27 protein-coding genes and 2 pseudogenes are annotated in these 24,663 nt (G+C 39.9%); all 29 read left to right on the top strand.

The window, feature by feature from the left end:
- The first annotated feature begins 424 nt into the window (after window positions 1-424).
- The 29 genes and pseudogenes from ACHOLT_RS17555 to ACHOLT_RS17415 all read left to right on the top strand — a co-directional run bounded on the left by ACHOLT_RS17555 (window position 425) and on the right by ACHOLT_RS17415 (window position 24,660).
- A complete protein-coding gene (locus tag ACHOLT_RS17555; protein WP_425803280.1) occupies window positions 425-1,048 on the top strand; it encodes a hypothetical protein in 624 nt (207 codons plus the stop codon).
- Between the two features lie 144 nt (window positions 1,049-1,192).
- The gene (locus ACHOLT_RS17550; protein ID WP_425803277.1) at window positions 1,193-1,393 is read left to right on the top strand and encodes a hypothetical protein; all 201 of its coding nucleotides are present in this window, start codon (window positions 1,193-1,195) and stop codon (window positions 1,391-1,393) included.
- 45 nt (window positions 1,394-1,438) lie between these two features.
- Entirely contained in the window at window positions 1,439-2,509 is a 1,071-nt protein-coding gene (locus tag ACHOLT_RS17545) for a diguanylate cyclase (RefSeq protein ID WP_425803275.1), read from the top strand.
- A gap of 354 nt (window positions 2,510-2,863) precedes the next feature.
- Window positions 2,864-3,142: pseudogene (locus tag ACHOLT_RS17540) on the top strand (BRO family protein); the annotation flags it as partial.
- A gap of 135 nt (window positions 3,143-3,277) precedes the next feature.
- On the top strand, window positions 3,278-4,561 hold the full coding sequence (locus ACHOLT_RS17535; protein WP_425803273.1) for a 4Fe-4S dicluster domain-containing protein: 1,284 nt from the start codon (window positions 3,278-3,280) through the stop codon (window positions 4,559-4,561).
- Window positions 4,562-4,867: 306 nt separating this feature from the next.
- On the top strand, window positions 4,868-5,470 hold the full coding sequence (locus ACHOLT_RS17530; protein WP_425803270.1) for a class I SAM-dependent methyltransferase: 603 nt from the start codon (window positions 4,868-4,870) through the stop codon (window positions 5,468-5,470).
- 330 nt (window positions 5,471-5,800) lie between these two features.
- Complete coding sequence (locus ACHOLT_RS17525) at window positions 5,801-5,992, top strand: hypothetical protein (protein ID WP_425803268.1); 192 nt, start codon at window positions 5,801-5,803, stop codon at window positions 5,990-5,992.
- 160 nt (window positions 5,993-6,152) lie between these two features.
- Window positions 6,153-6,971, top strand: a complete 819-nt coding sequence (locus ACHOLT_RS17520; protein WP_425803266.1) for a KilA-N domain-containing protein — start codon at window positions 6,153-6,155, stop codon at window positions 6,969-6,971.
- A 26-nt stretch (window positions 6,972-6,997) separates the two neighbouring features.
- The gene (locus tag ACHOLT_RS17515; protein ID WP_425803263.1) at window positions 6,998-8,734 is read left to right on the top strand and encodes a TerB N-terminal domain-containing protein; all 1,737 of its coding nucleotides are present in this window, start codon (window positions 6,998-7,000) and stop codon (window positions 8,732-8,734) included.
- Entirely contained in the window at window positions 8,735-10,063 is a 1,329-nt protein-coding gene (locus ACHOLT_RS17510; protein ID WP_425803261.1) for an ATP-binding protein, read from the top strand.
- Entirely contained in the window at window positions 10,060-12,225 is a 2,166-nt protein-coding gene (locus ACHOLT_RS17505; RefSeq protein WP_425803259.1) for a DEAD/DEAH box helicase, read from the top strand. The genes ACHOLT_RS17510 and ACHOLT_RS17505 overlap by 4 nt, the downstream gene beginning before the upstream one ends.
- Window positions 12,226-12,335: 110 nt before the next feature.
- Window positions 12,336-12,479, top strand: a complete 144-nt coding sequence (locus ACHOLT_RS17500) for a hypothetical protein (protein ID WP_425803256.1) — start codon at window positions 12,336-12,338, stop codon at window positions 12,477-12,479.
- A gap of 91 nt (window positions 12,480-12,570) precedes the next feature.
- Complete coding sequence (locus ACHOLT_RS17495) at window positions 12,571-14,940, top strand: hypothetical protein (protein ID WP_425803254.1); 2,370 nt, start codon at window positions 12,571-12,573, stop codon at window positions 14,938-14,940.
- A 47-nt stretch (window positions 14,941-14,987) separates the two neighbouring features.
- Window positions 14,988-15,617, top strand: a complete 630-nt coding sequence (locus ACHOLT_RS17490; RefSeq protein ID WP_425803252.1) for a class I SAM-dependent methyltransferase — start codon at window positions 14,988-14,990, stop codon at window positions 15,615-15,617.
- A gap of 256 nt (window positions 15,618-15,873) precedes the next feature.
- On the top strand, window positions 15,874-16,290 hold the full coding sequence (locus tag ACHOLT_RS17485; RefSeq protein WP_425803249.1) for a hypothetical protein: 417 nt from the start codon (window positions 15,874-15,876) through the stop codon (window positions 16,288-16,290).
- A 10-nt stretch (window positions 16,291-16,300) separates the two neighbouring features.
- Window positions 16,301-16,816, top strand: a complete 516-nt coding sequence (locus ACHOLT_RS17480) for a YkgJ family cysteine cluster protein (RefSeq protein ID WP_425803246.1) — start codon at window positions 16,301-16,303, stop codon at window positions 16,814-16,816.
- A 17-nt stretch (window positions 16,817-16,833) separates the two neighbouring features.
- Window positions 16,834-17,907 carry an IS1096 element passenger TnpR family protein gene (locus tag ACHOLT_RS17475; RefSeq protein ID WP_425803244.1) on the top strand — a complete coding sequence of 358 codons (1,074 nt, stop codon included), beginning with the start codon at window positions 16,834-16,836 and terminating at the stop codon, window positions 17,905-17,907.
- Window positions 17,908-17,939: 32 nt separating this feature from the next.
- Window positions 17,940-18,233, top strand: a complete 294-nt coding sequence (locus ACHOLT_RS17470) for a hypothetical protein (protein WP_425803241.1) — start codon at window positions 17,940-17,942, stop codon at window positions 18,231-18,233.
- Between the two features lie 477 nt (window positions 18,234-18,710).
- On the top strand, window positions 18,711-19,016 hold the full coding sequence (locus ACHOLT_RS17465) for a type II toxin-antitoxin system RelB/DinJ family antitoxin (protein ID WP_425803238.1): 306 nt from the start codon (window positions 18,711-18,713) through the stop codon (window positions 19,014-19,016).
- Complete coding sequence (locus ACHOLT_RS17460; RefSeq protein WP_425803235.1) at window positions 19,013-19,456, top strand: type II toxin-antitoxin system RelE/ParE family toxin; 444 nt, start codon at window positions 19,013-19,015, stop codon at window positions 19,454-19,456. The genes ACHOLT_RS17465 and ACHOLT_RS17460 overlap by 4 nt, the downstream gene beginning before the upstream one ends.
- A 470-nt stretch (window positions 19,457-19,926) precedes the next feature.
- On the top strand, window positions 19,927-20,217 hold the full coding sequence (locus ACHOLT_RS17455; protein WP_425803233.1) for a DUF1905 domain-containing protein: 291 nt from the start codon (window positions 19,927-19,929) through the stop codon (window positions 20,215-20,217).
- A 7-nt stretch (window positions 20,218-20,224) separates the two neighbouring features.
- Window positions 20,225-20,641, top strand: coding sequence for an iron chaperone (locus ACHOLT_RS17450; RefSeq protein ID WP_425803231.1), 417 nt, complete (start codon window positions 20,225-20,227; stop codon window positions 20,639-20,641).
- A gap of 13 nt (window positions 20,642-20,654) precedes the next feature.
- The gene (locus ACHOLT_RS17445) at window positions 20,655-20,804 is read left to right on the top strand and encodes a hypothetical protein (protein WP_425803229.1); all 150 of its coding nucleotides are present in this window, start codon (window positions 20,655-20,657) and stop codon (window positions 20,802-20,804) included.
- A gap of 60 nt (window positions 20,805-20,864) precedes the next feature.
- Window positions 20,865-21,176 (top strand): hypothetical protein, encoded by a 312-nt coding sequence (locus tag ACHOLT_RS17440; RefSeq protein ID WP_425803227.1) that lies wholly within the window; start codon window positions 20,865-20,867, stop codon window positions 21,174-21,176.
- A gap of 291 nt (window positions 21,177-21,467) precedes the next feature.
- Window positions 21,468-21,881, top strand: coding sequence for a MarR family winged helix-turn-helix transcriptional regulator (locus ACHOLT_RS17435; RefSeq protein ID WP_425803225.1), 414 nt, complete (start codon window positions 21,468-21,470; stop codon window positions 21,879-21,881).
- 43 nt (window positions 21,882-21,924) lie between these two features.
- A complete protein-coding gene (locus ACHOLT_RS17430; RefSeq protein WP_425803223.1) occupies window positions 21,925-23,844 on the top strand; it encodes a heavy metal translocating P-type ATPase in 1,920 nt (639 codons plus the stop codon).
- A gap of 44 nt (window positions 23,845-23,888) precedes the next feature.
- Window positions 23,889-24,089: pseudogene (locus ACHOLT_RS17425) on the top strand (YnfA family protein); the annotation flags it as partial.
- Between the two features lie 13 nt (window positions 24,090-24,102).
- The gene (locus tag ACHOLT_RS17420; RefSeq protein WP_425803220.1) at window positions 24,103-24,231 is read left to right on the top strand and encodes a hypothetical protein; all 129 of its coding nucleotides are present in this window, start codon (window positions 24,103-24,105) and stop codon (window positions 24,229-24,231) included.
- A 48-nt stretch (window positions 24,232-24,279) separates the two neighbouring features.
- Window positions 24,280-24,660 carry an ArsR/SmtB family transcription factor gene (locus tag ACHOLT_RS17415; protein WP_425803218.1) on the top strand — a complete coding sequence of 127 codons (381 nt, stop codon included), beginning with the start codon at window positions 24,280-24,282 and terminating at the stop codon, window positions 24,658-24,660.
- The last annotated feature ends 3 nt before the right edge of the window (window positions 24,661-24,663 follow it).

Below are 24,663 nucleotides of genomic sequence, written 5' to 3'. Positions count from 1 at the left end.
TTCTTTCGGCGTCAGCAGTGTTGCTTTCTGCCGAACACATTATTACAGCAGGCTTATCCCCCGGCCTGCCCGTAGCGGCCGAAACAGGGCGGAGGGCGGTTCAGCATTATGCCGGGATATCGATACTGTTTTTCAAGCATAGCGAAAGTTTGACCGGTGGATATGTTTTCGTGGACGCAGCACGTTGAGAGTATAATAATGATGACGTATAGTGGTGACAAGGGGAAATAAGGCTTAAAAACGCCCAATTTTTAGGCAAAAATATAGATGACATAGGGGATTTTTGATAATAACAGATGCTAATAGAGGTGATTAAATGGAAATACCTAAAGAAGAAAAAAGAAAGCTTAAGACATTTTAGTTAAATAATAAAGAGGACTTCATCTATTATCTATATCAGCTCATTTGCAGATGTTATAAAATTTTGAAGCGACAAGATAGATATTTAAATAAACTGAAAGTTTATATCGAAGATGTACAGCGGAAAAGTATTTTAAAGAGAGCAGAAGTAATAGATGTGCCGTACGAAGATTATAGTGATTTTTTGGCTTTGCAAGGACATATAGAAACACACTTATTAAATACTGTTGGTGACCTACAGGGCAGTTCAATGTCATATTATAAATTTAGAGATTTAATTCAAAAGAAAAAGAAGAAAAAAACTTTGCCTTTTGAAATGAGAGAAATCGAAGATGACATTCTTAAAATCTTGGTTGGTTTTAATAGAGCCAGAAATTTTCAGAATCACGAGCCTGAATCGTTAATAACTGCCGAGGCAAAAATGGTTGAAGAAAAGCATTTATTACCGATTGAATATAATCCAATTCAAATTATAAATTACGAAACTTGTACATTAGAATTTTTAGCAGATATGTATAAATCATATAAAGAACTAAATAATGGAGCTAATAAAGTGTTTGAAAGTATGATGTTGGATTATGAATTTTTGTTGGGAACTAAGGTTGAGATAATAGATGTTATTGCGATGAATAGCAAAGGTATGGCACATTTAGAGGCTGTAAAATTGGCTTCGGAAATACAAGGATAGAAAATCCAGAGGCATTGAGATAGAAAAATCTTAATGTCTCTGTTTTCATATAAACCCAAAATAATTTAATAAATCTGCCATCGGGCAAACAACCATGAGGTTATGTTTTTCGTTACTGAAAAATATAGCCTCATTTTTTGTTGTGTGATTAGCAGAAAAAAGAAAGGACTGAATGAAATGATAACAAGATTTATGAGGGATGGTTTAAGCGCAATATGTTGTGGTTTTGGAGCAGAAAAAGCAATTTCTTATAAAATAATCATGAAATCTATAAGGATGGCTAACTGGAATTTTGTGTTTGAATATAAGTCTCTTTTTGTGATTATTAATATTCAAGCTAATTAAGATATGATATAATTTCTAAAAATAAATTAGCTTTCAGGTGAAATTATGATAAATTCTTTATTTGTTAATGCTGCAATTCTCACAACATTTTTATATTTAAGTAGTCAATTATTTAAAAACACAATAGTTAATATAAAATCTGCTATTAAAATTAAAATTTTAATAGGCTTTATATTTGGCATTTGTGGCTGTGTATTGATGTTTAATGGTATCAATTTAGTCGATAACATGATTATGGATTTTAGATTAATAGCGCTCATAATATCTGCAATTTTCTGTGGACCTATTTCAACTTTTATGACTGCATTATGCATTATATCTTTTAGAATTGGTTATTTTGGTATTAGTAACGCTTCGCTTATAGCATCTGCGAATTTAATAATACTGTCATGTATCTTTAGCTTTGTTTCTATTTCAAAATATGACTATAAAACCCAATATATATACATGTGTATAGCAAATGCACTTTCTTCTGTTTTTTGGAATTTTGTTTTCGTTAAAGATGCTAATTGGATATTTAAAATTCTATCAAACTATATACTTTCAACTATTATTGTTTCTTTTATTATCTATTTTGTATTGGCTTACTCATTTAAAACAGCTGAGTTATATTTAAAACTTAAACAAGAAGCTTCTAAGGATTATCTTACAGGACTCAATAATGTAAGAGAATTTGATTTCTTATTAAATCAATCTATATCTAACACACTCGAAAACAATAAGAATTTATCTATGATTATGTTAGATTTAGACAACTTTAAAAAAGTAAATGATACATATGGACATACCTCTGGAGATTTAATATTAAAACAATTCAGTGATATTTTGAGTAGTTCCTGTAGATCCTTTGATATTATCTCTCGAAAAGGAGGAGAAGAATTTTCAGTTATTATGTTAGATTGTAATTATGTACAAGCTATTGATATCGCAGAGAGAATAAGAATGAATGTTCAAGAATACCATTTTACTACTGACAAAAGTGAAAAGATTAAAATTACAGTCTCTATTGGAGTAAGCTCTTTTCCAAGCAAAACAGATAATATAAATAATCTTTTGCAAGATGCTGACAAAGCATTGTATATTGCGAAACAAAACGGTAGAAATCAAATTCAATAATGTTTCAAAAGTGTTTCTTCAAGAATATATCCTGCCGCCAAGGTCCCACTAGGCTCAAACGGCATCTTTTTTGACCGTTCAAGGCATACAGAAACGGTCTGTCTGCTTAAGAGGCATTAAAGCTTTGTAAATTAAAGGATTTAGGGCATATCTTATTAATCGTGAGTGGCAAAAACCCTTTAGTAGATAAAAAGATGATATAAGGAGCATAGAATAAACAGACATCTTTTAATTCCCTCGAATTCGGGGGAATTATTTTTTTATTTAATTGATTTTAACGAAGATACCTCTGCTTTTATATTATGAAACAGAACGTACGTTTGATATAATATATATAGAAGCAGGTGATTATTAATGAGTAATAATATCATACAGTTATTTGAGGATAAGCGTATCCGTACAGCTTAGGATGAAGAGGAACAAGAGTGGTACTTTTCTGTGGTCGATGTTATGGAAGTGCTGACTGATAGTGCCGACCCTAATAATTATTGGAAAGTACTGAAGTCAAGATTGGTAAAGGAAGGTAATCAGTTGGTTACAAATTGTAATCAACTGAAAATGAAATCACATAAAGACGGAAAAAAATATAAAACTGATGTCGCAAATACCGAACAACTTTTGCGCATTATACAGGATGGAAAAGCAGAACGTTCTTGAGAAGGATGAGTTGGTTTTTATGAGACTATGTGCTTATCTAGAGAAAATTATATTCTTCTTCGTCTGGCAGGTTTGGATGCAATTTGAACTTTATATTAGGAAGGTGAATCCATGGGACATATTACAAGTAAAGATGCCTATAAGAATTTAGAAGAAAGAATCAATTGGTTTACACAAGGGGCTCCGCCATCAGACAGCCTGTATAATATTTTGCAAGTTCTATATACAGAAACTGAAGCCAAATGGGTCTCGCTATTGCCAGTTCGTCCATTTACTGCAAAAAAGGCAGCAAAAATCTGGAATATCAGTGAAGGGAAAGCTGAAGCTTTTTTAGAGCATCTTTGCGAGAAGGCATTACTTGTGGATTCATATTATAACGGGGTACGTCAATTTGTAATGCCACCACCAATGGCAGGGTTTATTGAATTTGCATTGATGCGTACAAGAGGCGACATTGATCAGAAATATTTAAGTGAATTGTATTATCAATATATGAATGAAGAAGAAGATTTTGTTAAGGATTTATTTTTCGCAACAGAGACGCATCTTGGACGAGTTTATGTGCAGGAGCCAATTTTGACTAATGATAACACAATTCATATTTTGGATTATGAAAGAGCAAGCCATATTATTGAGGAAGCAACTCATATAGGCCTTGGAACTTGTTATTGCAGGCATAAGATGTTACATGCAGGCCACCCATGTGAAATAAATGCCCCATTGGATGTTTGCCTAACCTTTGGAGATGTTGCCCGTTCTCTTGCAGAACATGGGCAGCATGCGAGATTAATTGATAAGAAAGAGGCAATGGATGTATTAGAACGTTCTTATGCAGCTAATCTGGTGCAAATTGGCGAAAATGTTCGTGAAGACCCAGCATTTATTTGCAATTGTTGCGGTTGTTGTTGTGAAGCCTTGCAAGCAGCAAGAAAATTTAGCCCAATGCAGCCAGTGGCTACTACAAATTACATACCTAAGATTTCGAAAGAATGCGTAGGATGTGGTAAATGTGAAAAGGTATGTCCGGTATTAGCAATTTCTATGCCAAACAACAAAGAGGGTAAGGCGGTAGCTCAAGTAGATAATGAGGTATGCCTTGGTTGTGGTGTATGTGTGCGAAGTTGTCCCAAAAAAGCCATTGAATTAGTGCGAAGAGAGGTTCAAGTCATTACACCGGTGAATAGTACTCATAGATTTGTACTACAAGCAATCGAAAAAGGAACCCTCCAAAATCTCATATTTGATAACCAGGCATTTGCCAATCATCGTGCGATGGCGGCAGTACTTGGAGTTATTCTTAAATTACCGCCTTTAAAGCAGATGATGGCTAGTAAACAGTTTAAATCCATATATTTGGATAAATTGTTGTCAAATAAAAGTGCTAAAGGGCTGTAAAATTTCTGCAGATATGACGAGGAACCAGAGAAGCTGACTCTTCGGATCTGTAAAGAGCTTTGCGCTTTTGAATCCAACCATCAGAGTAAATATTGAGTAACCCGATCCGGAAAAAAGACAGACAGCTTCTGCGGGCATCATTTTTGTATCCTCAAGGCATACGGAAACGATTTGCCTGTTGAAACGAGCATAAACCCTGATAAATAGGGGTTCTGATTGATCTTAGAGCTCCAGTGACAAAGTGACCCTTGAGGATAAAAACAGATGACATTAGATTTTTTATTAAGGTAGATTGGAGAGATAATAATGGGGAATACGGATAAGTTTGAAATGATAGCTAATATATATGACACTTCTGAAAGAATCCAAATTGCAAAAGTATCATCAAATGCCATTCGTGAATATTTAGTTGATGCTAAAAGGAAGAATGCTATTGATTTCGGGTGTGGAACTGGTCTTGTTGGAATGAACTTGTTAAACGATTTTAATTCTATTCTTTTTCTGGATACATCACAAAACATAATCAATCAAATAAAGCAAAAAATTTCTAGTTCTAATATACAGAATGTAGATACATTATGCTTTGACTTAGAAAAAGATAGCCTTTCTAATTTACATGCTGACTATATATTCATGGCTCAGGTTCTACTACATATTAATGATGTTGAATTAATTTTATCAAGATTATATGAGGTTCTAAAAGAAAACGGACATTTACTAATCGTAGATTTTAATAAAAATGAAAAAATAGTTTCAGATATGGTTCATAATGGATTTGATCAAATAGAGTTAACTGATATTATGACAAAAATAGGATACAGGGATATTCAATCTAAAACTTTTTATGCTGGAAGTAAAATATTCATGGGGTATGATGCATCTTTGTTTATTCTTGATTCTCAGAAATAGAGTACCCGCCAAGGCCCCACCAGGTTCAAGCGACATCTTTTTTGTATTCTCAAGGCACGTTGAGTGCGTGGTAAGGCTTGAATACACATCAAACCCTTGAAAATAAAGGTTTTACACGGGATCTATAACCGATGCAATTTCTATACCACTCTTGAGTGCGTAAAACAGATGACATTGCCGATAAAACCAGTAATATCAGCACTTGAGAGCATGTATCATTCTCGAATAATGTTATACACGTTGCGGTTTTTCCATGTAATATATTGTAAGCTGCCGTCAAAAGGCATATAATATTTTGGAAAAGAATGCTAGTGCGGGAGGTCAATTTTCGTGACAGAGCAAAGAAATGAAAATGGTAGAAGATATAGAAATGCTCGTGAAGATGCTAAAGTCGGTTCAATAGAGAGAAGAATTGAACAGGATTATGGCTTGCCAAAAGGTTCTGTTCAAATTAATCGACCTGATGGGAGTAACGCCAGGAGTGATAAGAAGATAGGCAACTTGAAAAAAGAACACGAGTAGACAAGGGGATGGTTCTCTTGTCTTATAAACAAAACCAGCGGGGGCTTTTTCCAATCGAAGCCCCCCAATTTTTTATGTACTTTTTAAGGACGCCCAGCCGTTTGTATTGCAAATAGAACGTATGTTTGGCATAATACAAATGAGAGGAGTGGACGACCAAATGACGGATAAAATATTTGTGAACGGAACGCAGATTACTGTAACTACAATTGAAGATAAAGATTATATTTCTTTGACGGACATGCTTAAAGCAAAAGATGGCGATTTTTTCATTTCTGATTGGCTTCGCAATCGGAATACAGTTGAATTTTTAGGCATATGGGAACAAATACATAATCCTGATTTTAATTATGGCGAATTCGCCATAATTAAAAGTCAAGCTGGACTGAACAGTTATAAAATCAGTGTTAAAGAGTGGGTTGAAAAAACAAATGCAATAGGACTGAAAGCAACGGCTGGACGCTATGGTGGTACATATGCATACAAAGATATTGCGTTCGAATTTGGAATGTGGATTAGTCCTGAATTTAAAATATATTTAATTAAGGAGTTTGAACGGCTTAAAGCCGAAGAACAGAGACAACTCGGCTGGGATATTAAGCGCAACTTGGCGAAAATAAATTATCGAATTCATACGGACGCAATCAAAGAAAACCTGATTCCGCCAACACTTACGCCCCAACAGGTAAATCAGGTATATGCCAGCGAAGCCGATGTGTTAAATGTTGCCTTGTTTGGAATGACTGCAAAACAGTGGCGAGACTCTAATCCTGAACTCAAAGGAAATATCCGTGATTACGCTAATGTTTCACAGCTTGTTTGTCTTTCCAATATGGAGAACCTGAATGCCGTATTTATCTGTGAAGGTATGCCGCAAAATGAACGACTTACAAAGCTAAATGCCATTGCAATAAATCAAATGAAACTTCTGACAGAAGATCACAGAATAATGGCACTTGAGGAAAAGAGCCGTGAATGAGGTGTGAAAATGAGGTGTTGTATTCTATGGCAAATATTCATGCGCTCATGACGCTGATAAACAAAATATTCCCCAGTGAGAACTGCACTAGCAACAATGTCGCTGAGTTCATCCAGCGGCTTGCGCTAAAAGATGTCAGTCAGAATAATGAACACTTTGCGCCCGTGCAGCCGCCGCAAGTAAATCAGAGCGGCAGGTATTCTCCCGAAAAAATAACGCAAAAGCCATCCACAAGAGGACAGCAATCCGAACCATATGCGACCTTTAAGAAGATGAGGCAAGTTGGCGGTGTTCGAGAAGAATACCTAAGCTATTATGCTAATGATGCTGAGCTCTTTTTTAAGCAAGCGCAATTTATGAAGGATTTTACGGATAATTATGACCAGAAGATTCCGCTTGATACCTACTACGCCACTTATGGCACAATGGATGACGCGCAACTGCGCACATACTTTACTTGGCGCACAAAGGTGCGTCAGGGTGTTATTGAGGACACCTCATTATCCTATGCATTTTGTTATATATTCGAACTGCTTAATGATGTCGGGGTGAGCAGCCCCGCTGATGCCATCGAGAAAGTGATTACACTTTGGACGGCGTTCAGGCGGTATAATGAGAACATGGATGTCCATTTGCGCGAATGGATACGAGATTATTATGTGGTTCATAAACCACAGTTAGCGGTTGAATTCTCAGCTTTTAGCCGCAGTTTTCCGGTTCCGTATCACCACGGTGAAGATGCTGCTTTGTTGGCAAAGGCAAAGGCGTGCAATTGGGACGATTTGAGAGCTATCGAAGCGTCATCGTCATTTAGGATAACAAATGGGCAATTTTACAAAGCTGCAGATCAGGCGATGATTGAAAAATGCGCTTGCTTTGTTATACAGGAGCTTGCTAAACTTTTCAAAAGTGGCGGCGTGGATTTGAGAAATATGTTTATTGAAAAGCGCAGAGAGAAAATATACTCTCTCTTCAGAGGGGCTGTACATAGGAATTTAGCCGTACAGCCTATAACGGTACAACTTGACGACTTTGAAATGATCAAACTGAACAGCAGGGGTTGGTATCGGGAGTATTTAACTTTGACGCAGTATCGGTCTGTTATCGGGTACGTCCTGAAATGTATCGAAGTCAAAATGCGAGAACACTTCGGTTACAAGAGAAACCTGCAAATACCGAATATCTCTCAGGTGGAAAACAGTTTTTTGTACAGCGAACCGGATAAATTCACCTATCCAACTCGCCCGACAATGAACAGGCTGAAAGCATGGAAACAGAAGGCCTTCTCCGTCATAAGCAGCACCGAATTTGAGTCGACAATCGTCCGTGCTATCGCCGAATACTGCAAACTGGCCCATCTCGTTATCGTAAACGGTGTGGTTAAGGAGATTAAGCTTGTTGAGATAGACTTGAGCAAGCTTAAGGATATCGAAAAAGAACACCTGGAAACTGCAGCAAAGCTCATTATTGAAGAACAACCGGCGCCAGTGGTTGAAGTTACACGCCCTGCAACGATAGCGCCCGATATTGAAATTGCGGGAATGGCCGGTTTTGTAGATTCTCTGCCTGAAGAAGGAAGAACTCTGTTGATTACTTTGCTTAACGGAGGACAAGTTCCGCCAAACAGCGAATTGCTTATAGAAACAATCAATACCAAGGCACTTGAGGCGATTGCCGATAACATGATCGACTATTCCGAGAGCGTGCCATATGTGTATGACGATTATACCGACGAACTGAAATCGTTGTTGGGAGGGCAATAGATGAGTGTAACAAACAAAATTCCACTACGGATTGCCAGCACACTGCTTAACGCCTTAAAAGGCGGCGTGGTTCCGCGCACGGGGCTTGGCTACATTACGGTGGGAAGAAAAGATGAGATCGATGCTCTTTTGCACGATGTTGAGACCATTTCTATCGGGGGAGCTTCGTTCCGCTTCATCGTCGGGAAATACGGCGCGGGCAAGAGCTTTCTTTTGCAAACAATCCGCAACTACGCAATGGAACGCGGTTTTGTGATCGTTGACGCAGACCTGTCTCCCGAACGCCGTCTCGTCGGCAATAAGGGGGAGGGCCTTGCTACCTATAAGGAACTGATGAAAAACCTGTCTACCCATACATCCCCTGACGGCGGTGCTTTGAGCCTGTTGCTCCAGAAGTGGATAGCGGCACTTAAAACGGAAGTTATGACCGAAAATTCGCTCTCGGCAGACAGTACGCAACTAAACGAACTAGTCGAGCTAAAGATCCATCAGACCGTCAATGAACTGGAAACCATTGTTCATGGGTTTGATTTTGCGCGGATTATTTCGATGTACTGGAAAGCAACGGTAAATGAGGACAATGAAGCAAAGAGGAAAACCCTAAAATGGCTGCGCGGCGAATATTCTACCAAAACAGAGGCGAAGCAGGAACTGGGCGTTAGCGTTATCATAACGGATGACGACTGGTATGAGTATATCAAGCTGTTTTCTATGTTCGTAGTGAAAGCGGGATATAAGGGCATGATTATGATGATTGACGAATTGGTCAATCTGTACAAAATCCCGAATTCGGTTTCGCGGCAGAACAATTATGAAAAGATACTTACCATCTACAACGATGTTATGCAGGGCAAGGCGCAATATTTAGGCGTGATCATGAGCGGCACACCACAGTGTATCGAAGATACGAGGCGTGGCGTATTCAGCTATGAGGCACTGAAATCTCGGCTTGAAAACAGCCGTTTTTCAGATGGCGCTACCCGCGACCTGCTTGCGCCGATCATAAGGCTCAAAACGCTTACACCCGAAGAGATGTATTTCCTTGTGCAAAAGCTGGAATCTATCCATGCGCTTGTGTATAAATACGAGCCGAAGCTAAAATCCGCGTCGCTGCAGTATTTCATCAAAACGGAGTTTGCACGGGTTGGCGCAGGACAAAACATCACCCCGCGTGAAATCATCCGGGATTTTATTGAGATACTGAATATCATTCTCCAAAATCCTGAAAAGTCGCTGGAAGGCATTTTAGGCGGCGAAAATTTTGAGTATGCCGCATCGTCTGCAAACGACGAAAAAATCCATGAGGAGTTTAAAGGGTTTGAGATATGAACGCGTTCGAGAAGTTAGCCCCGTTTATTCAGGACTACATCTACCGCAACAACTGGGAAGAACTGCGTGAAGTCCAAGTTGCGGCTTGTGATGTCATCTTTAATACAGATGACAATCTTCTCGTCGCTACGCCGACTGCATCCGGCAAAACAGAAGCGGCGTTTTTGCCGGTTATTACTGAACTGTATAACAAACCTTCAAGCAGCGTTGGAGTATTGTACATCGCTCCTTTGAAAGCCCTGATCAACGACCAGTTCGTGCGCATTGAAGAATTGCTGGAAGAAGCATATATCCCTGTAACCAAGTGGCATGGCGATGCGTCGCAATCGCTGAAAAATAAACTGCTCAAAAATCCTAAAGGCGTTATGCAGACCACTCCTGAATCATTAGAGGCGATGTTGATGAAAAGAAAACAGCAGGCGATGAAGCTGTTTTCAGACCTTCGCTTTATCATTATTGATGAGGTGCATAATTTTATCGGTGAGGACAGAGGGGTTCAGCTTCTTTCGCTTCTGGAGAGACTGCAGAATCTGATAGGCTGCTCACCGCGGCGCATAGGTCTCTCCGCTACGCTGGGCGATGTGCCTGTAGCAGAAGAATGGTTAAACAGTGGAACGCAAAGAACCTGTGTCACGCCGGATGTTGGGACGGAAAGACGCAAGGCGATGATCATGATCAATCATTTTTATACTTTGCCCGTTTCTGTTGATCAAGAACGCAAAAGTGTCCTGCCATTTTTCGAGTCGCTTTACAGCCTGACGCGAGGAAAGAAAAGCATCGTTTTTTCAAACTCTCGTTCCGACGTGGAGCGCAATATTGTGAACCTAAAAGACATAGCGGAAAAACGCCGCGAGCCTGATGTGTTTCTGGTACACCACGGCAGTATTTCCGCCTCAAACCGCGAGTATACCGAAACGCAAATGAAATTTTCGGATATGCCGTTTGTGACAGGAGCGACCGTTACCTTAGAATTGGGTATCGATTTAGGCGACTTGGAACGCATCGTGCAAACCGGCTGTCCGCATTCGGTTGCCAGTCTGTCGCAAAGACTCGGTCGCAGTGGTCGCCGCAGCGGGGTCTCGGAAATGTGTTTTGTTTTTGAGGAAGAAAAGAAATCAGAAGGCATAGAGTTTTATAAATCCATTAACTGGCTTTTTGTAAAATGTATTGCGTTGATTGAATTATACCGCGAGAACTGGCTTGAGCCTATTGCGGTAGACCGATATCCCTATGGCGTTTTATATCATCAGACGATGAGCTTTCTATACAGCTACGGCGAAGCGAAACCTGAGCTGTTAGCGCAGTCGATATTGAGCGAGGCGGTGTTTGCCGATGTCTCTCAGGAAGATTACAAAACATTGCTGCGCTATATGCTTGAAAAAGAGCAGATTGAAAGAACCTCTTCCGGCGGACTTTTAGTTGGTGGGAAAGGCGAAAGATTGACGAATCATTATAATTTTTATTCTGTTTTTGAAACCCCAATCGAATATTCGGTGCGAGACGGTTCCCAGGAAATTGGTACGTTAAATAATCCAATGCCGCCGGACACTACATTTGTGCTAAGCGGGAAAACCTGGTCTGTAGTTGAGGTTGATCAAGAACAGAAAATAATTTATGTCACAAGTGTAAAAGGCAAGCCGCCGACTGTTTGGGACGGCACTTGCGACGGCTTTGAACATACCAAAGTTCTCAAAAAAATGCGTGAGGTTGTTGCAGGCCTTACTGAATATCCGTATCTTCATCCGAGTGCACTATCCCGTCTGAACGGAATACGGCTGACGGTACGTCAGACACGGCTGTCAGAAAACGCGGTGTTTGAGATTTCTCCGGACACCTTCGGCATTGCCTTGTGGCTTGGAACGAAGGCGGCAAACGCGCTCGACTTCGCGCTAACGGCGCTGTTACCCGAACGACAGTATACGCTCCACTATTGGCCTTTCATTAGTGTCAAAAACGTCAGGCACGATGCGCTTTTGAAAGCATTAGAGCACATAAAAACTGTGCCGCTGTCCATCAGCGACTTAAGTATTCCTGACGGAATAGAGGTCGAGGGGAAATACAATGATTTTGTTCCGCCGGAATTACTGAGGAAACAATATATCGCCAAATACATTGATCTTGCGGAAATGCAGCGGGAGATGACCAAGAATAAGGAAGGATGAAGCTGAATAACTTGGATTGTCTCCCTCAATCCCAATTTGCCAAGTGGATGGGAATTCGGCACTTCACACGGTAAACGGGTGAGGGCGGCAAGACGGAAAGCTAGCGGTTTATGGGCTTCGTTTTGACGTTTGAAAAAGAAGGATTCCGTTATATTAAAGATGCGGGCGCAAGACGCCATGTGATGATCTGCCGCTGTGACGGTGAAAATCACGATTTGGTCAGTAATGCCGTAATTTTGTTTGCTATTGCCTGATATCGTTTTGAAAAATATTGCAAAACCATAAACCAAAATAGATATGGGCGCGTCCCTGAGGTTAAAGAAGAAAACAGAAGGAGAAGTGCGTGTGAAATTATATGAGCTGCTTTGGACAAATATCAAGCTTTTCTCTGCGGTACTACTGGCTTTCATTTTAGGTCAGCTTATTGCCGGGCTATGGCGCAGATTATACATAGAAATGAAATATCGCTTTGAAAAGAGCAAAATCGGGAACGTCTTATTGGAAGATATTTTGAAGAAGGTTATTCCAGTAATTTTGCCCTTGATTTTGCTCGTTGTTCTGGTGGCGCTTCAACAGAAATACAGTTTTATTAACTTTGGGAAAAGCGAAGGATACACGGGGCTTGTTATAGGGATATTGACCTTGTATGGCATTTTGTATGTTTTTTTACAATTTATTATCAACTACACGCTGCAGGACAGAGAAAATGATTTGTACTGGGGGCGAAGCATCACCCAGGAGTTGCTTGTTCAAACACTGGGATATAAATTCTTCGGCTCGGCTTTTTTTAGGCTGCTTCTGGTCTATGGGGTCATTTACCCTTATACAAGTGAAACAATCATTTCGGTAACGGAGAAGTTAAGTATCACGGAGAGCTCTCTGCAAGCCTTGTGGGAAACAAGTCTGTTTGCTATTTTTATTCTATACATCTATCTATTTTTGCAGAGCCTGAGCGGCATGAATATCTTATATGATGTTCATAAGAAAAGCAGATTGATGTATTTGAGATGGAGAATTGAAGAACGAGTAACGGAAGAATATATGGAAAAATTCAAATATGCTTATAAAAAGAATCGTTATGAGTTCTTTTTCAATCCATTATTTGCCGAGACGGAAGACTTAAAGGCGAATGAACAACAAGAAATGATAATGCACATTTTGAGCGAAATGTTTACAGGAACTGAATTTACGCCCGGCGGATGGAGCATGCTGGAGAGATTTACAGGAGATGAGGAAAACGAACAGCAGAATCGTCTTATTTATTTATATCAGTTTTTTATCGAGTTATTCGAACGGCTCGCAAAAAGCTCTGTGCATTTAAAGATTGATGGGTTATTAAAGATTTACAGAATTCAAGATGTTGCCATATGTAAGGCTATTGACAGCTTTATCAAAACGCAAAATGAAAAATCTGAGTCAAGGGATAACATATTTATTGATGAGCTTGTTGACAGATATACGCAAGAGAAGTTCGGGAACAAAGAATGTACATATTTTAAACTGCCGGTAAATATTATAATGTCTATTACTTCTTGGGACGACATTGAAGAAATTCATAAGCATATTACGTGGCAAAGAGGTTATAAGATTATCCAAAAGATCCGTCAAGAAAATGATGGGGAATTAACGAATTCCCAAAGATTGCTGCTAGGAAGCTATGACGCGTATTTAAAGAAAATGCTGGATCATTATAAGGATTATGTAGATGTATTGAAGGGAAAAAGTGATTTCTGGTTTTTCGGATCATTGAAGCGGGGAGCTGCCAGAGAAAATAGTTTAAGCAATGCCATTTATCTGTACATGCGGGATATGGCTTATACGGAGTCAGACAAGGAATATTTCGTTTTTCTGGCGGAGAGGCTGGATTACAAATATAAAGCGGCTCTTGTTATATATCATATGCTTTATCCCATATCGGAGCATAGGTGGAGTAAGGAGGTAAAATTATTCCGCCGGATCATCGATGCCGGCTGGGCGGATGAATCCATTGCTGATGAAGAGGTGCTGGAATTTGTATGTACTAAAATTGCGGAGAGTAATATTGAGCATCGGATCGAAGGAGATTTAATCCGGTGGATTGGTCATCATATAAAGATAAGACAGGTAAACGAAAAGATTATGCACAGATGTTTGACCGATAGATATATTACATACGCGAAGCTTCTTAAGCTCATATACATTTTTACAGACAATGCAAGCTATCCGGTTAATTTTTATAACTTCGATTTTGATAAAATCGAAAAACCATCCGGCTCGAATTGGGGAGCAGAATTCTTGACCGAGATGTTGGAAACCCCGGAGCTGTTGTGGGAAAGGTTTTTCGCAAAGCATGTATATCAGCTTTGTGAAAAAATTTCGTATTCGGATGATGATTTTGCTAGGATCAGAGATTTCAGAGTGTTTTGGCTAAATCCGATTTTCAATCTCGATAAATCCAAGTTCATGGAGTTGACGAAAAATCATTATCTGGAAAAAGGGATTATTGAATTTTTACTCCTGCGTTTAAGTACTGAGAGCTATGAATACCTTATTCAAGGTGAGACTTCGGCATCTTTTGCGGCTAGAGTCAAAGCGATTATCAAAAGCGAAAATAAAGAAATAAATAAATATGTGGAAACATTAGTAAGTCGGGCTAATGAATGCAGAGGACCGGCTATATCTGATTGGGAAGTGACGCGACTTATTAATGAATTACAAAAATTGCTTGATAAATAATAATTATACTTTGACGATTAAATTTTAGGTTAAGGGAGTAACTGACAATGCACGACAACAAAAAATTTTGGAACCGGTATTCCGGGCTGTATGACTTCGAGATTAATCGGTTTAACAAAGCGGCATACGAAGAAATGTACAATCTGATGTCGGAAGTGCTGAGAGCCGATATGAGGGTTTTGGAAGTTGCCACCGGAACCGGTTTGATCGCGCTTGGCATAGCCAAATTTGTCCGGCAAGTTGAAGCGACGGACTTCTCCCCCAAGATGATTGAAACCGCAAAAAAGAAAATTGCTCCGTCCAATGTTAAATTTTCCATCGAAGACGCTACGGCATTATCCTTTGCAAATGCCTCATTTGATGCGGCCATCATTTCCAATGCTTTGCATATTATGCCAGACCCCGAAGCAGCGCTTGTGAGTATCCGCAGGGTACTGCAACCTGGTGGATTACTGATAGCACCGACCTTTGCGCATGGGCACCTAAAAAACTCCACCTGGAATCTGAATGCCAAAATACTGAAACTCATTGGGTTTGAAACTTACTCGAAGTGGACACCGGAGGAATATACCGGGTTTATTGAGAAAAATGGTCTTTCTGTTGGCCGGCGGAAAGTATTAAGAGCCGCTTTTCCGCTTGTCTATCTTGAGGCGACTAAAGTCTGCCAATCTTTATAGAATTAGGATACTTAATGAGTTCCGGGAGACGTGAATATACGTTGGGTGTTCAGGAGGGGAAAGGTTTTGACTGAAAATCGTGACATCTCCCCGCCAAGGGGATACCAGCTTGGAACGACATCTTTTTTGTACACTCAAGGCACTCAGAATGTGTGGTAAGGATTGAACGAGGCTTAAATCCAGAAAAATGAAGAGTTACAGGCGGATCTGTTTCTTCAAAAGGAGGTTACTCAGGCATTACAGGCGTCCGGATTGTTTGGAAGAAGAATGTCTGGAAGAGGAACAAGGTGAAATATTAGTGAATAAAGTGGAACTAAAACATAAAGTACACGCTATTGTAAGCAGTACACTAAAGGAGAATATTTATATATCCCCTGTAGAGCTGCTGATGAAAATTGGTATATTATCTGCTAAAGATTATGAAGATTGGCGGTTCGGCCGTGTACCATACCTTGAAAAAGTATGTAAGACCAACTTGAGCAAGTTGTCATTTATAATGAAAGAACTTAGGGCATACGCTCTGGAGAATCATTTAAAGTCCTCATGGACGGCATATAACCAGTGGGGCGTAAAAGGCAAGAGAATCCCCTTGCGCTTTAGCAAATCTGGAGATGCCGTTATAGAAGAAGCCTATGCTACACATTATGTTGTCAATACTAATAATGTGAGGTGAAAGAGAAGACATGCTGAAACCGAGTGAAGTTAAAAAAGCGGCAAAGGCTATAGAGGCTGACAATATCAGATTCCGTTCATTCATGAAAAATCATGCCGATGAAGAGAAACTGGATAAGCAATTTCTGGCATTACATAATGAACTGTTTGCTGATTATGACTGCAGTAAATGCAGAAACTGCTGTAAAATGTATAAAGGAACATTTCAAGAAGATGAACTGGAAAAAGCGGCCGGATACATGAATATAACAACTGACCAGTTTAAAGATTTCTTTCTGGAATTCGACGAAATAGGATACAGCTATAAAACCAAGCACCGGCCATGTGATTTTTTGGATGAAGATGGAGAATGTAAACTGGGTGATATGAAACCTGAAAGCTGTAAGACTTATCCGTATACAAATCAGCCGGAAAGGTTATGGAGCCTTTCCAGTATGTTAAATGTGGTTGAAGTATGCCCCGTAGCTTTTGAGATATTTAAAAGATTAAAGGAAGTTTATGGATTTAAAAGCAGACAGCGATATTGATTTGAAGGGAGAACAAGATGAAAAATCTAATAAGAGGCAATAAAGATGAAATCACACCGGTTTATCTTCATTTGGAACTGAAAGATGAGTACCTGACGGAAGATCAGGAAAGAATGCTTAAAAGATATGGAGAATCTTTAAGCGGAGAGACTATAGGCAGGGATATTCTTATACCATCCGATATGCCGCTTCATAACCTGCACTATGCGATACAAAAACTTTATGGCTGGCAAAATTCACACTTGCGCTGTTTTCGCCTGCCGGAAGAAGTGTATCAAAAACTGACCGGCGGCACCGTAAAAGGCTGGACGGATTTGGTGGGAATTTTATTTCAGCCGCCGTCCGAAGCGGAGGAAGATATTTTCTGGGATGATGATTATGAAAAAGGCAGTATAAACGCTTGGCTTAAGAAGAAATATACCGGGCCGTATTTTTACGGCGGGGAGTTGGAGCATCCCGAAATTGCAAAAAGAGATATGCAGCAGCTCATGGATAATTTTAAGATGCTTGATGTCAAAGAGTCATTTAAAGATTACATAGCCCGGACTAAAAAGGGTGAGGCCAAGGAAACTACTAAAACTTTGCGCAAAGCTCCTTTGATTGAGCTGACTCTTGAAGAAATGAATTCATCTATTATCATTGAAGGTGGAACGGAAGATTTGTTGGAACGGCTGGAAGCCAGCAAGGTTCTGGCAGGCGAAGATGAAGTGCTTGATGAAAAAACGTTTTTCCCCGTATCAAGGGAACTTATTTATAAGTATGATTTTGGGGATAATTGGACGATTACCATAACTAAGAGAAATGATTGCCAAGATCTGCTGGAAAGCGGGTTTGTTTCCCATGAAGAGATTGCCTATGCCAATGAAATTGTGTTGAATGAGCACAGGCCGGTTTGCATCCATAAAGACGGAGTATTTTTGCTTGATGATGTGGGCGGATTAAGTGGCTTTGCTGATTTTTTAGGGACTGTTTATGAAAGTGAAAGCAAAAAAAAAGGGATGAGCTTCGTGCCTGGGCCAAGAGCCTTGGATGGAGTGAAAAAAAGATTGCGACTAAAAGGATATTGTAGTGGGATTGAATATAGGGGGTAAAATGAATCAGAAAGTTTTTGTTCAGAAATCAAATGAAATTGAACGGTATGAGCATAGAGGAATTAAGAAGCTGTCTGCATAATATGGCAAGGAAAATACCTGCAAGCAAGAGAGAGGAATTTCTTCAGCTGCTTGATGATTGTTATGATCAAGATGATCGAGAAGATAGTAAGTACGAGGAGACATTTCAGTATAAAAAATTAATACCTGATGAGAAAGTAAAAGAAAAGCTAAGTATAACTGTGGATGATATGAATTCATATGTAAAGTGGCTGGAATCCGTAATTGATAAAAGAATAGATGGAATTGTAGGTGGAAAATACTGAGATAAATATAATGATGTTGCTTTATTGACAGCTGCATTGGGGGAAGTAAAAGAGTCGTTAGGTATGAAAATGGAAAAAAGGATTATTATAAACAGGTATTTAGAAAGATATTCGCGGCACTCAGCCTTTCGAGGAGCATTGAAGGAATACATGGATTAAGGATTTTATTAAAATTGACTCAGTAACAACAATTTTGTCAGAAGTATATCTTTACGATAAAGGGGCACCAGCTTCAAGCGGCATCTTCTTTGTATCCTCAAGGCACACAGAAAGCTGCTGCTTGCTTGAGAGATTGTAACGCCTTGAAAATAGAAAGACAGAGGCACGGTTCTCTTGTCGCATACCAAACAAAAAAATCAGCAGGGGTATTTTCTAACGAGGATGCCCCGCTTTTTATTTATGGCGAATTCGTCAGGATTAAAATGTATTGCTATTGTATATATAAAAGCCTATTATAATTATATTGGAGGGATCACTATGGCAAAAACAACGAATATTTATGTCAGGCTTGAGCCTGGCCTTAAAGAAGAGGCCGAAGCTATTCTGGCGCAATTAGGTATCCCGGTATCAAATGCGGTGAATATTTTTTTGAAACAGGTAGTTATGCAGCGAGGCTTACCGTTTGATGTAAAGCTGCCGGAGGCAAAACTCCCAAGTATTGCAAATATGAGTAAAGAAGAATTGAATGCGGAAATAGAAAAAGGATACGCTGATTTCATACAGGGTAATGTTAGACCTGCATCAGAAGTTTTCGCAGATATTCGCAAGAATTACGGGATATGAAGTACAAAATACTATTCACAAAACAAATGGAAAACGACTTGAAGGCAATATATGATTATATTGCTTTTACTTTACTTGCACCTGACATAGCAGCGGGGCAACTGGACAGAATCGAAAAAGCTATCATGAAACTGCAGGAAATGCCGGAACGATACCGATTATATGAAGAAGAACCCTGGCACAGCAAAAGACTTCGCCGGATGCCGGTAGACAATTTTATAGCTTTGTATATTCCGCGAAATGATGATAAAACAGTCACGGTTATTCGGGTTTTGTACAGTGGAAGCAATATAGATGAGCAGATGAAAGATTATGGCAAGAAACAGGCAACAAATGAATTGATGGATAAACTTGATAAGGGAAGAAAATCCGGAGACGAAAAAGGATGGACGTTTCACGAGGATATGCGAGCATATTTTGAAGATAAAATAAGCGAATGACCAACTGTCCGGAAAAATCGGACAGTTGGTGAGTCTATGTGAACTATTCGAAATTCCCGAATAGTTGCCGCCAAGGGGCGTGAATATCCAGTGGATGTTCACGGAGTGGTACGGCATCTTTTTTGTATCCTCAAGGCATGTGGAGTGTGTGGTATTGATGTCAAGGGTAAAAGAGTGAATGTGTGAAAAACCTAGTAAATAAGCCGTTTTCGGACTTTTGGGTCTGACGTAAGCATTTGAAAACCGTGATTTTATCGCCCTGTGGGAATAAATTACAAATTGAATTGATAAAAAGTGTCTGACTTTATACACCTAATGAGTAAAATGCGTATTACAATAAATTTTGATTTTTTGGTAGAGTCGACAAAGGCGGAAAGCACACTCAAATTCAAGTAATTCTTCAAGTGGATTCGAATAGAAAGGAGCATATGATTACACAGAAACTATGTGTATATCATAAAGACTGTATTATGAATCACAAGACGTATGAATTTGAAGCCGTCATTCGGAAAGTCCCCGGCATAGACGGCGCATATGTCGAATTCCCTTATGACGTGAAAGCGGAATTCGGCAAGGGCAGGGTAAAAGTCCACGCAACTTTTGACGGAGAGCCTTACGACGGGAGTATCGTCAACATGGGCATGAAGAAGGCCGACGATTCTGTGTGTTACATCATTGGATTGCGCAAGGATATTCGTGCTCAAATAGGGAAACAGCCGGGTGACAGCGTGAGGGTTACCATTACGGAGAGGGTGGGGTGAATCTTATATGTGGCAATGCCCAAAATGCGGACGTGAGTTCAAGAACCGAAACCAGGACCACTTTTGTGGCGAGCCGCCGAAAACGATCGATGCATATATTGCCGCGCAGCCTGAGAGCGTTCAGCCGCTTTTGAATCAGGTCCGGAATACCATCCGTGCCGCGCTGCCGGACGCGCAGGAGCGTATCTCGTGGAGTATGCCGACTTACTGGAGCAAGCATAATATCATTCATTTTGCGGCATTCAAAAAGCATATCGGGCTGTATCCCGGCGAGAAGGCGATCGAGAATTTCGAAAACCGTTTGACAGAGTACAAAAGAAGCAAAGGCGCGGTACAGCTGCCATATGATAAGCCGCTCCCGTTAAGCCTGATTACAGAGATTGCGAAATGGTGCTATGAAACGGCGAATTGCCAAAGGCTTTGAAGGGGTGATTGATATGGACGTTAAAACGGTATTGCAGGAACTTGAATCTCTGGGTACGGAACGAACAAAAAAAGTATATATGCGGCAGGGCGCGCGCGAGCCGCTTTATGGAGTGGCGACGGGCCGTTGCAACCGTAGGCGTTTCCTATCTTCCGCTGTATGAAAAAGCTCTGTCCGTGGCAGAGGCCATCGGGACCGTGGAGGTATTCAAGGGCAAAACGAAATGCAGCGTTCCCGTGGCGGCGGAAGAAATCCAAAAAGCGGCGGTCCAGGGGCGACTCGGTTTCAAACGAAAGCATGTCCGGTGTTAACTTTAGGCTACAGTTCTGCTAGGGTAATCCGTGAGCTGCACGATTATTTGTCTTTTCTTCCCGGCAAGAATAAGAATACCGCAACAGTAATCGTTGTTATGGCTGTATTGCGGCGAAATCTTGACAGTATTTCGGAAGTGAAAGAAGCTGTCGTGCTACATGGACTTGTTAGTCACTTATATGGAGGTTTATTTTCTCTTATGCAGCTCAATATTGCAAAGTAAAGCTGCAAAAGCCCGAACCTGAGAGCAAATAAAATTCTGATGCCTTTGTTTTAATATAGTCCAAACACAATTTTAATTAAAGCTGCCATCAGGCAGGAGCACAAGAGGTTATGTTTTTCTTTTTATGAGAAGCAGAGCCTCTTTTTTATTGCCTGATGTAGCGCAATAAGATGGAGGAATTCATTTTTAAAATCTTGTGATGGCACTATTGTAAAAAATAAATATCTTAAATATAATATATTTTGAATATCAAACAATAAGAACTTCTTACTAAACGAAGGGGATGATCTAATGATTGAGGAACTGACAAATGAACTTTTATTTTTTTTTAATGGGTTTTCATCTTGGGAAAATTCGATAGTTCGTACAAGCGATTTAACAGTTTCAGAAGCCCATGCCTTAGAAGTATTGGGAGAACACGAAAAAATAAATATGAAATCTTTAGCGCAAAAACTAGGAGTTACGACGGGAACTACTACGGTTACTGTAGACAGGCTTGAAAAGAAGGATTTAGCAAAACGTGAATCGACAGACGAAGATAGAAGGGTTAACTTAATAGCATTAACAGAAAGCGGGAAGAAGGCTTTTGAGGAACACCATAATTATCATATGCAATTAACTGAACAGATGATTTCGGTTTTAAGCGAAGATGAAATAAGGCAATTTCTTGATACCCTAAAAAAGATAAATATGGAGACTTTCTAATCTGGCTCAGTAAAGTCTATACCTAATGAAAAGGAGACAAGAAATGAGTGTAATCGAAGCTGCACCTAATAAAACATGGAGCAGAATTTGGCTGCGACACGGAGGATTAATTATCGCTGTCCTTTGCTTAATATTGATTGGACTAGCATGGTGTGGCGGACAAGACGGAAACAGTGGATTGGTAATTACCTTGTATCTATTGGCTTATGCTATCGGGGGGTATCGCAAAGCGTTGGAGGGACTCCAGACTCTTATCAGGGAAAAAGAATTGGATGTTGATTTATTGATGGTTGTCGCGGCAATCGGGGCAGCCAGTATTGGTTATTGGAAAGACGGAGCAATTCTGATCTTCATCTTTTCGCTCAGTGGTGCTTTAGAAGGTTATACGATGGAACGGACTAATAATGCTATTGAGTCCATTATGAAATTAAGACCCGAAGAAGCTATTGTTATCAATGGCAATAAAGAAAAACGTGTACGAGTTGAAGATTTAAAGCAGGGTGATCTCCTCTTAGTAAAGCCTGGTGAAAGAATTGCAGCTGACGGGATTGTGAGCGAAGGATTTTCTGCGGTAAACCAAGCCTCCATAACGGGTGAATCAATACCAACGGATAAAGCCCCTGGAGACGAGGTTTTCGCCGGAACAATGAATGGTCAAGGAGCATTGGTAATCCAAGTTACGAAGCCTGCGGAGGCGACATTGCTAGCCAAGATCATTCATTTGGTCCAGGAAGCTCAAAGTGAAAGACCGCCTAGTCAATTATTTGTTGAACGTTTTGAACGGACATATGCCAAAATAGTTGTTGCCGGTGCTATATTAATGGCTGCTTTACCGCCTGTTTTCTTAGGCTGGACCTGGAGTCAGACGATCTATAGGGCAATGATTTTTCTGGTTGTTGCCTCACCTTGTGCTCTGGTTTCTTCGATAATGCCAGCAGTTTTATCAGGTATCGCAAATGGAGCGCGTAATGGCATTTTATTTAAGGGCGGAGCCTACCTCGAAACTATCGGAAGACTAGATGTTGTTGCCTTTGATAAAACAGGTACTCTTACTGAAGGGGTACCGAAGGTCACTGATATAACCGCATATGGTAAGTACACTGAAACGGAACTTTTAAGTATTGCAGCTTCCCTAGAAACTTGGTCAGAACACCCCATTGCCAAGGCGATTATTAGCTTGGCTAAAGAGAGAAATATCGAGCTTATGCCTACAACTAAGCTGGAAGCAATTCCTGGTTTGGGGGTACATGGCTCAGTTGATGGACAAGAATGTAAAATTGGGAAAGTAGATTTAATAGAAGGAATGACGCTGTCTATAAAGGAAAAATCTACAATTACTGATTTGGAGCAACAAGGCAAAACGGTCATCTTTGTAAAGGTAGAGGACGAAGTTATTGGACTATTAGCTGTTCAGGATACCTTGCGAGCACAAGCTAGAGAATCTGTTGATAAACTTAAGCAGATGGGGATCAAGGTGGTAATGCTAACTGGTGACAGTTCCTCTACCGCTCAAATTATAGGTCAAGAGGCGGGAGTTGACCAAGTGTATGCCGAACTTTTGCCGGAACAAAAAGTGGAAATTATTAAGACATTAGGTCAAAATGGCAAAGTTGCAATGGTCGGTGACGGTGTTAATGATGCACCAGCCTTAGCCGCATCATCAGTTGGTATTGCTATGGGAGCAGCCGGAACAGATATAGCATTAGAAACGGCCAATGTGGTATTAATGGCGGATGATTTATCTAAAGTATCTTATGCTATTTCCTTAGGCCGACGCAGCACTAGAGTTATAAAGCAAAACGTTACGTTTGCGATTGCTGTAATTCTACTACTTGTAGTATCTAACTTCATTGGGTATGTCAATTTGCCATTGGGTGTAATAGGACACGAAGGTAGTACTATCGCCGTAATAATTAGCGGTCTACGCTTATTGAGTCAAAAACAAATAAGTTTGTTTGAATAAAGAAATCGATATAAAGGAATGGTTTATTTGCCTGCTATATTGCTATTTATTCTAGTATCATTCCTACATTGCAAAAGTTTCCGAACTTTGGCCGGGTCTATGCAGCTTATGGTGGGATATTTATTTTTCTTGCCGTCTTATGGGGTTGGGGAGTGGATAAAAAAGTTCCGGATAACTGGGATTGGATTGGAGTTTTTATTTGCTTATTAGGAGTATCAATTATGCTTTGGGCACCCCGTCATTAATGGAGGGCTTATAATGTACGAATCTGAAAATGACCACGAACAAAAATATTCCCATGTTCATAATGATCCTCAGTATTCTAATAGCCTTATTAGTAGCGGTTGGGGCCTGGGGGATTCTGTTGTGAAAAAAAGTTATATTTGATATACTACATATGAATAGATATTCATATATTAAATTGAGGTGAAAATTATGGAGGTAGAAAATCCTAAAGAAATAGAGCAAAACCCGGTTTGCGAAGTGCAATGTGTTCACACTGATCTAATCAGCACTCACGTCAATCAGATTATAACTTCTGATCAAGCTAATCATCTCGCTGATCTCTTCAAAACCCTTGGGGATTCCACAAGAATCAGGATTATGGATGCTTTATCCAAAGCAGAGTTCTGTGTCTGTGACTTAGCGGCACTATTGGATATAAGCCAATCGGCAATCTCTCACCAGCTTCGGGTTCTACGGAATAGTAACTTAGTCAAGTACCGCCGCGAAGGAAAAATGGTTTATTATTCGTTAGATGACGACCATGTGGTAAGACTTTATAGCCAAGGATTAGAGCATATCAACGAAAAGTAGCGA

Source organism: Desulfitobacterium nosdiversum (assembly GCF_049860565.1).
Taxonomy (GTDB): domain Bacteria; phylum Bacillota; class Desulfitobacteriia; order Desulfitobacteriales; family Desulfitobacteriaceae; genus Desulfitobacterium_A; species Desulfitobacterium_A nosdiversum.
This window is presented reverse-complemented; position numbering and strand designations above follow the sequence as displayed.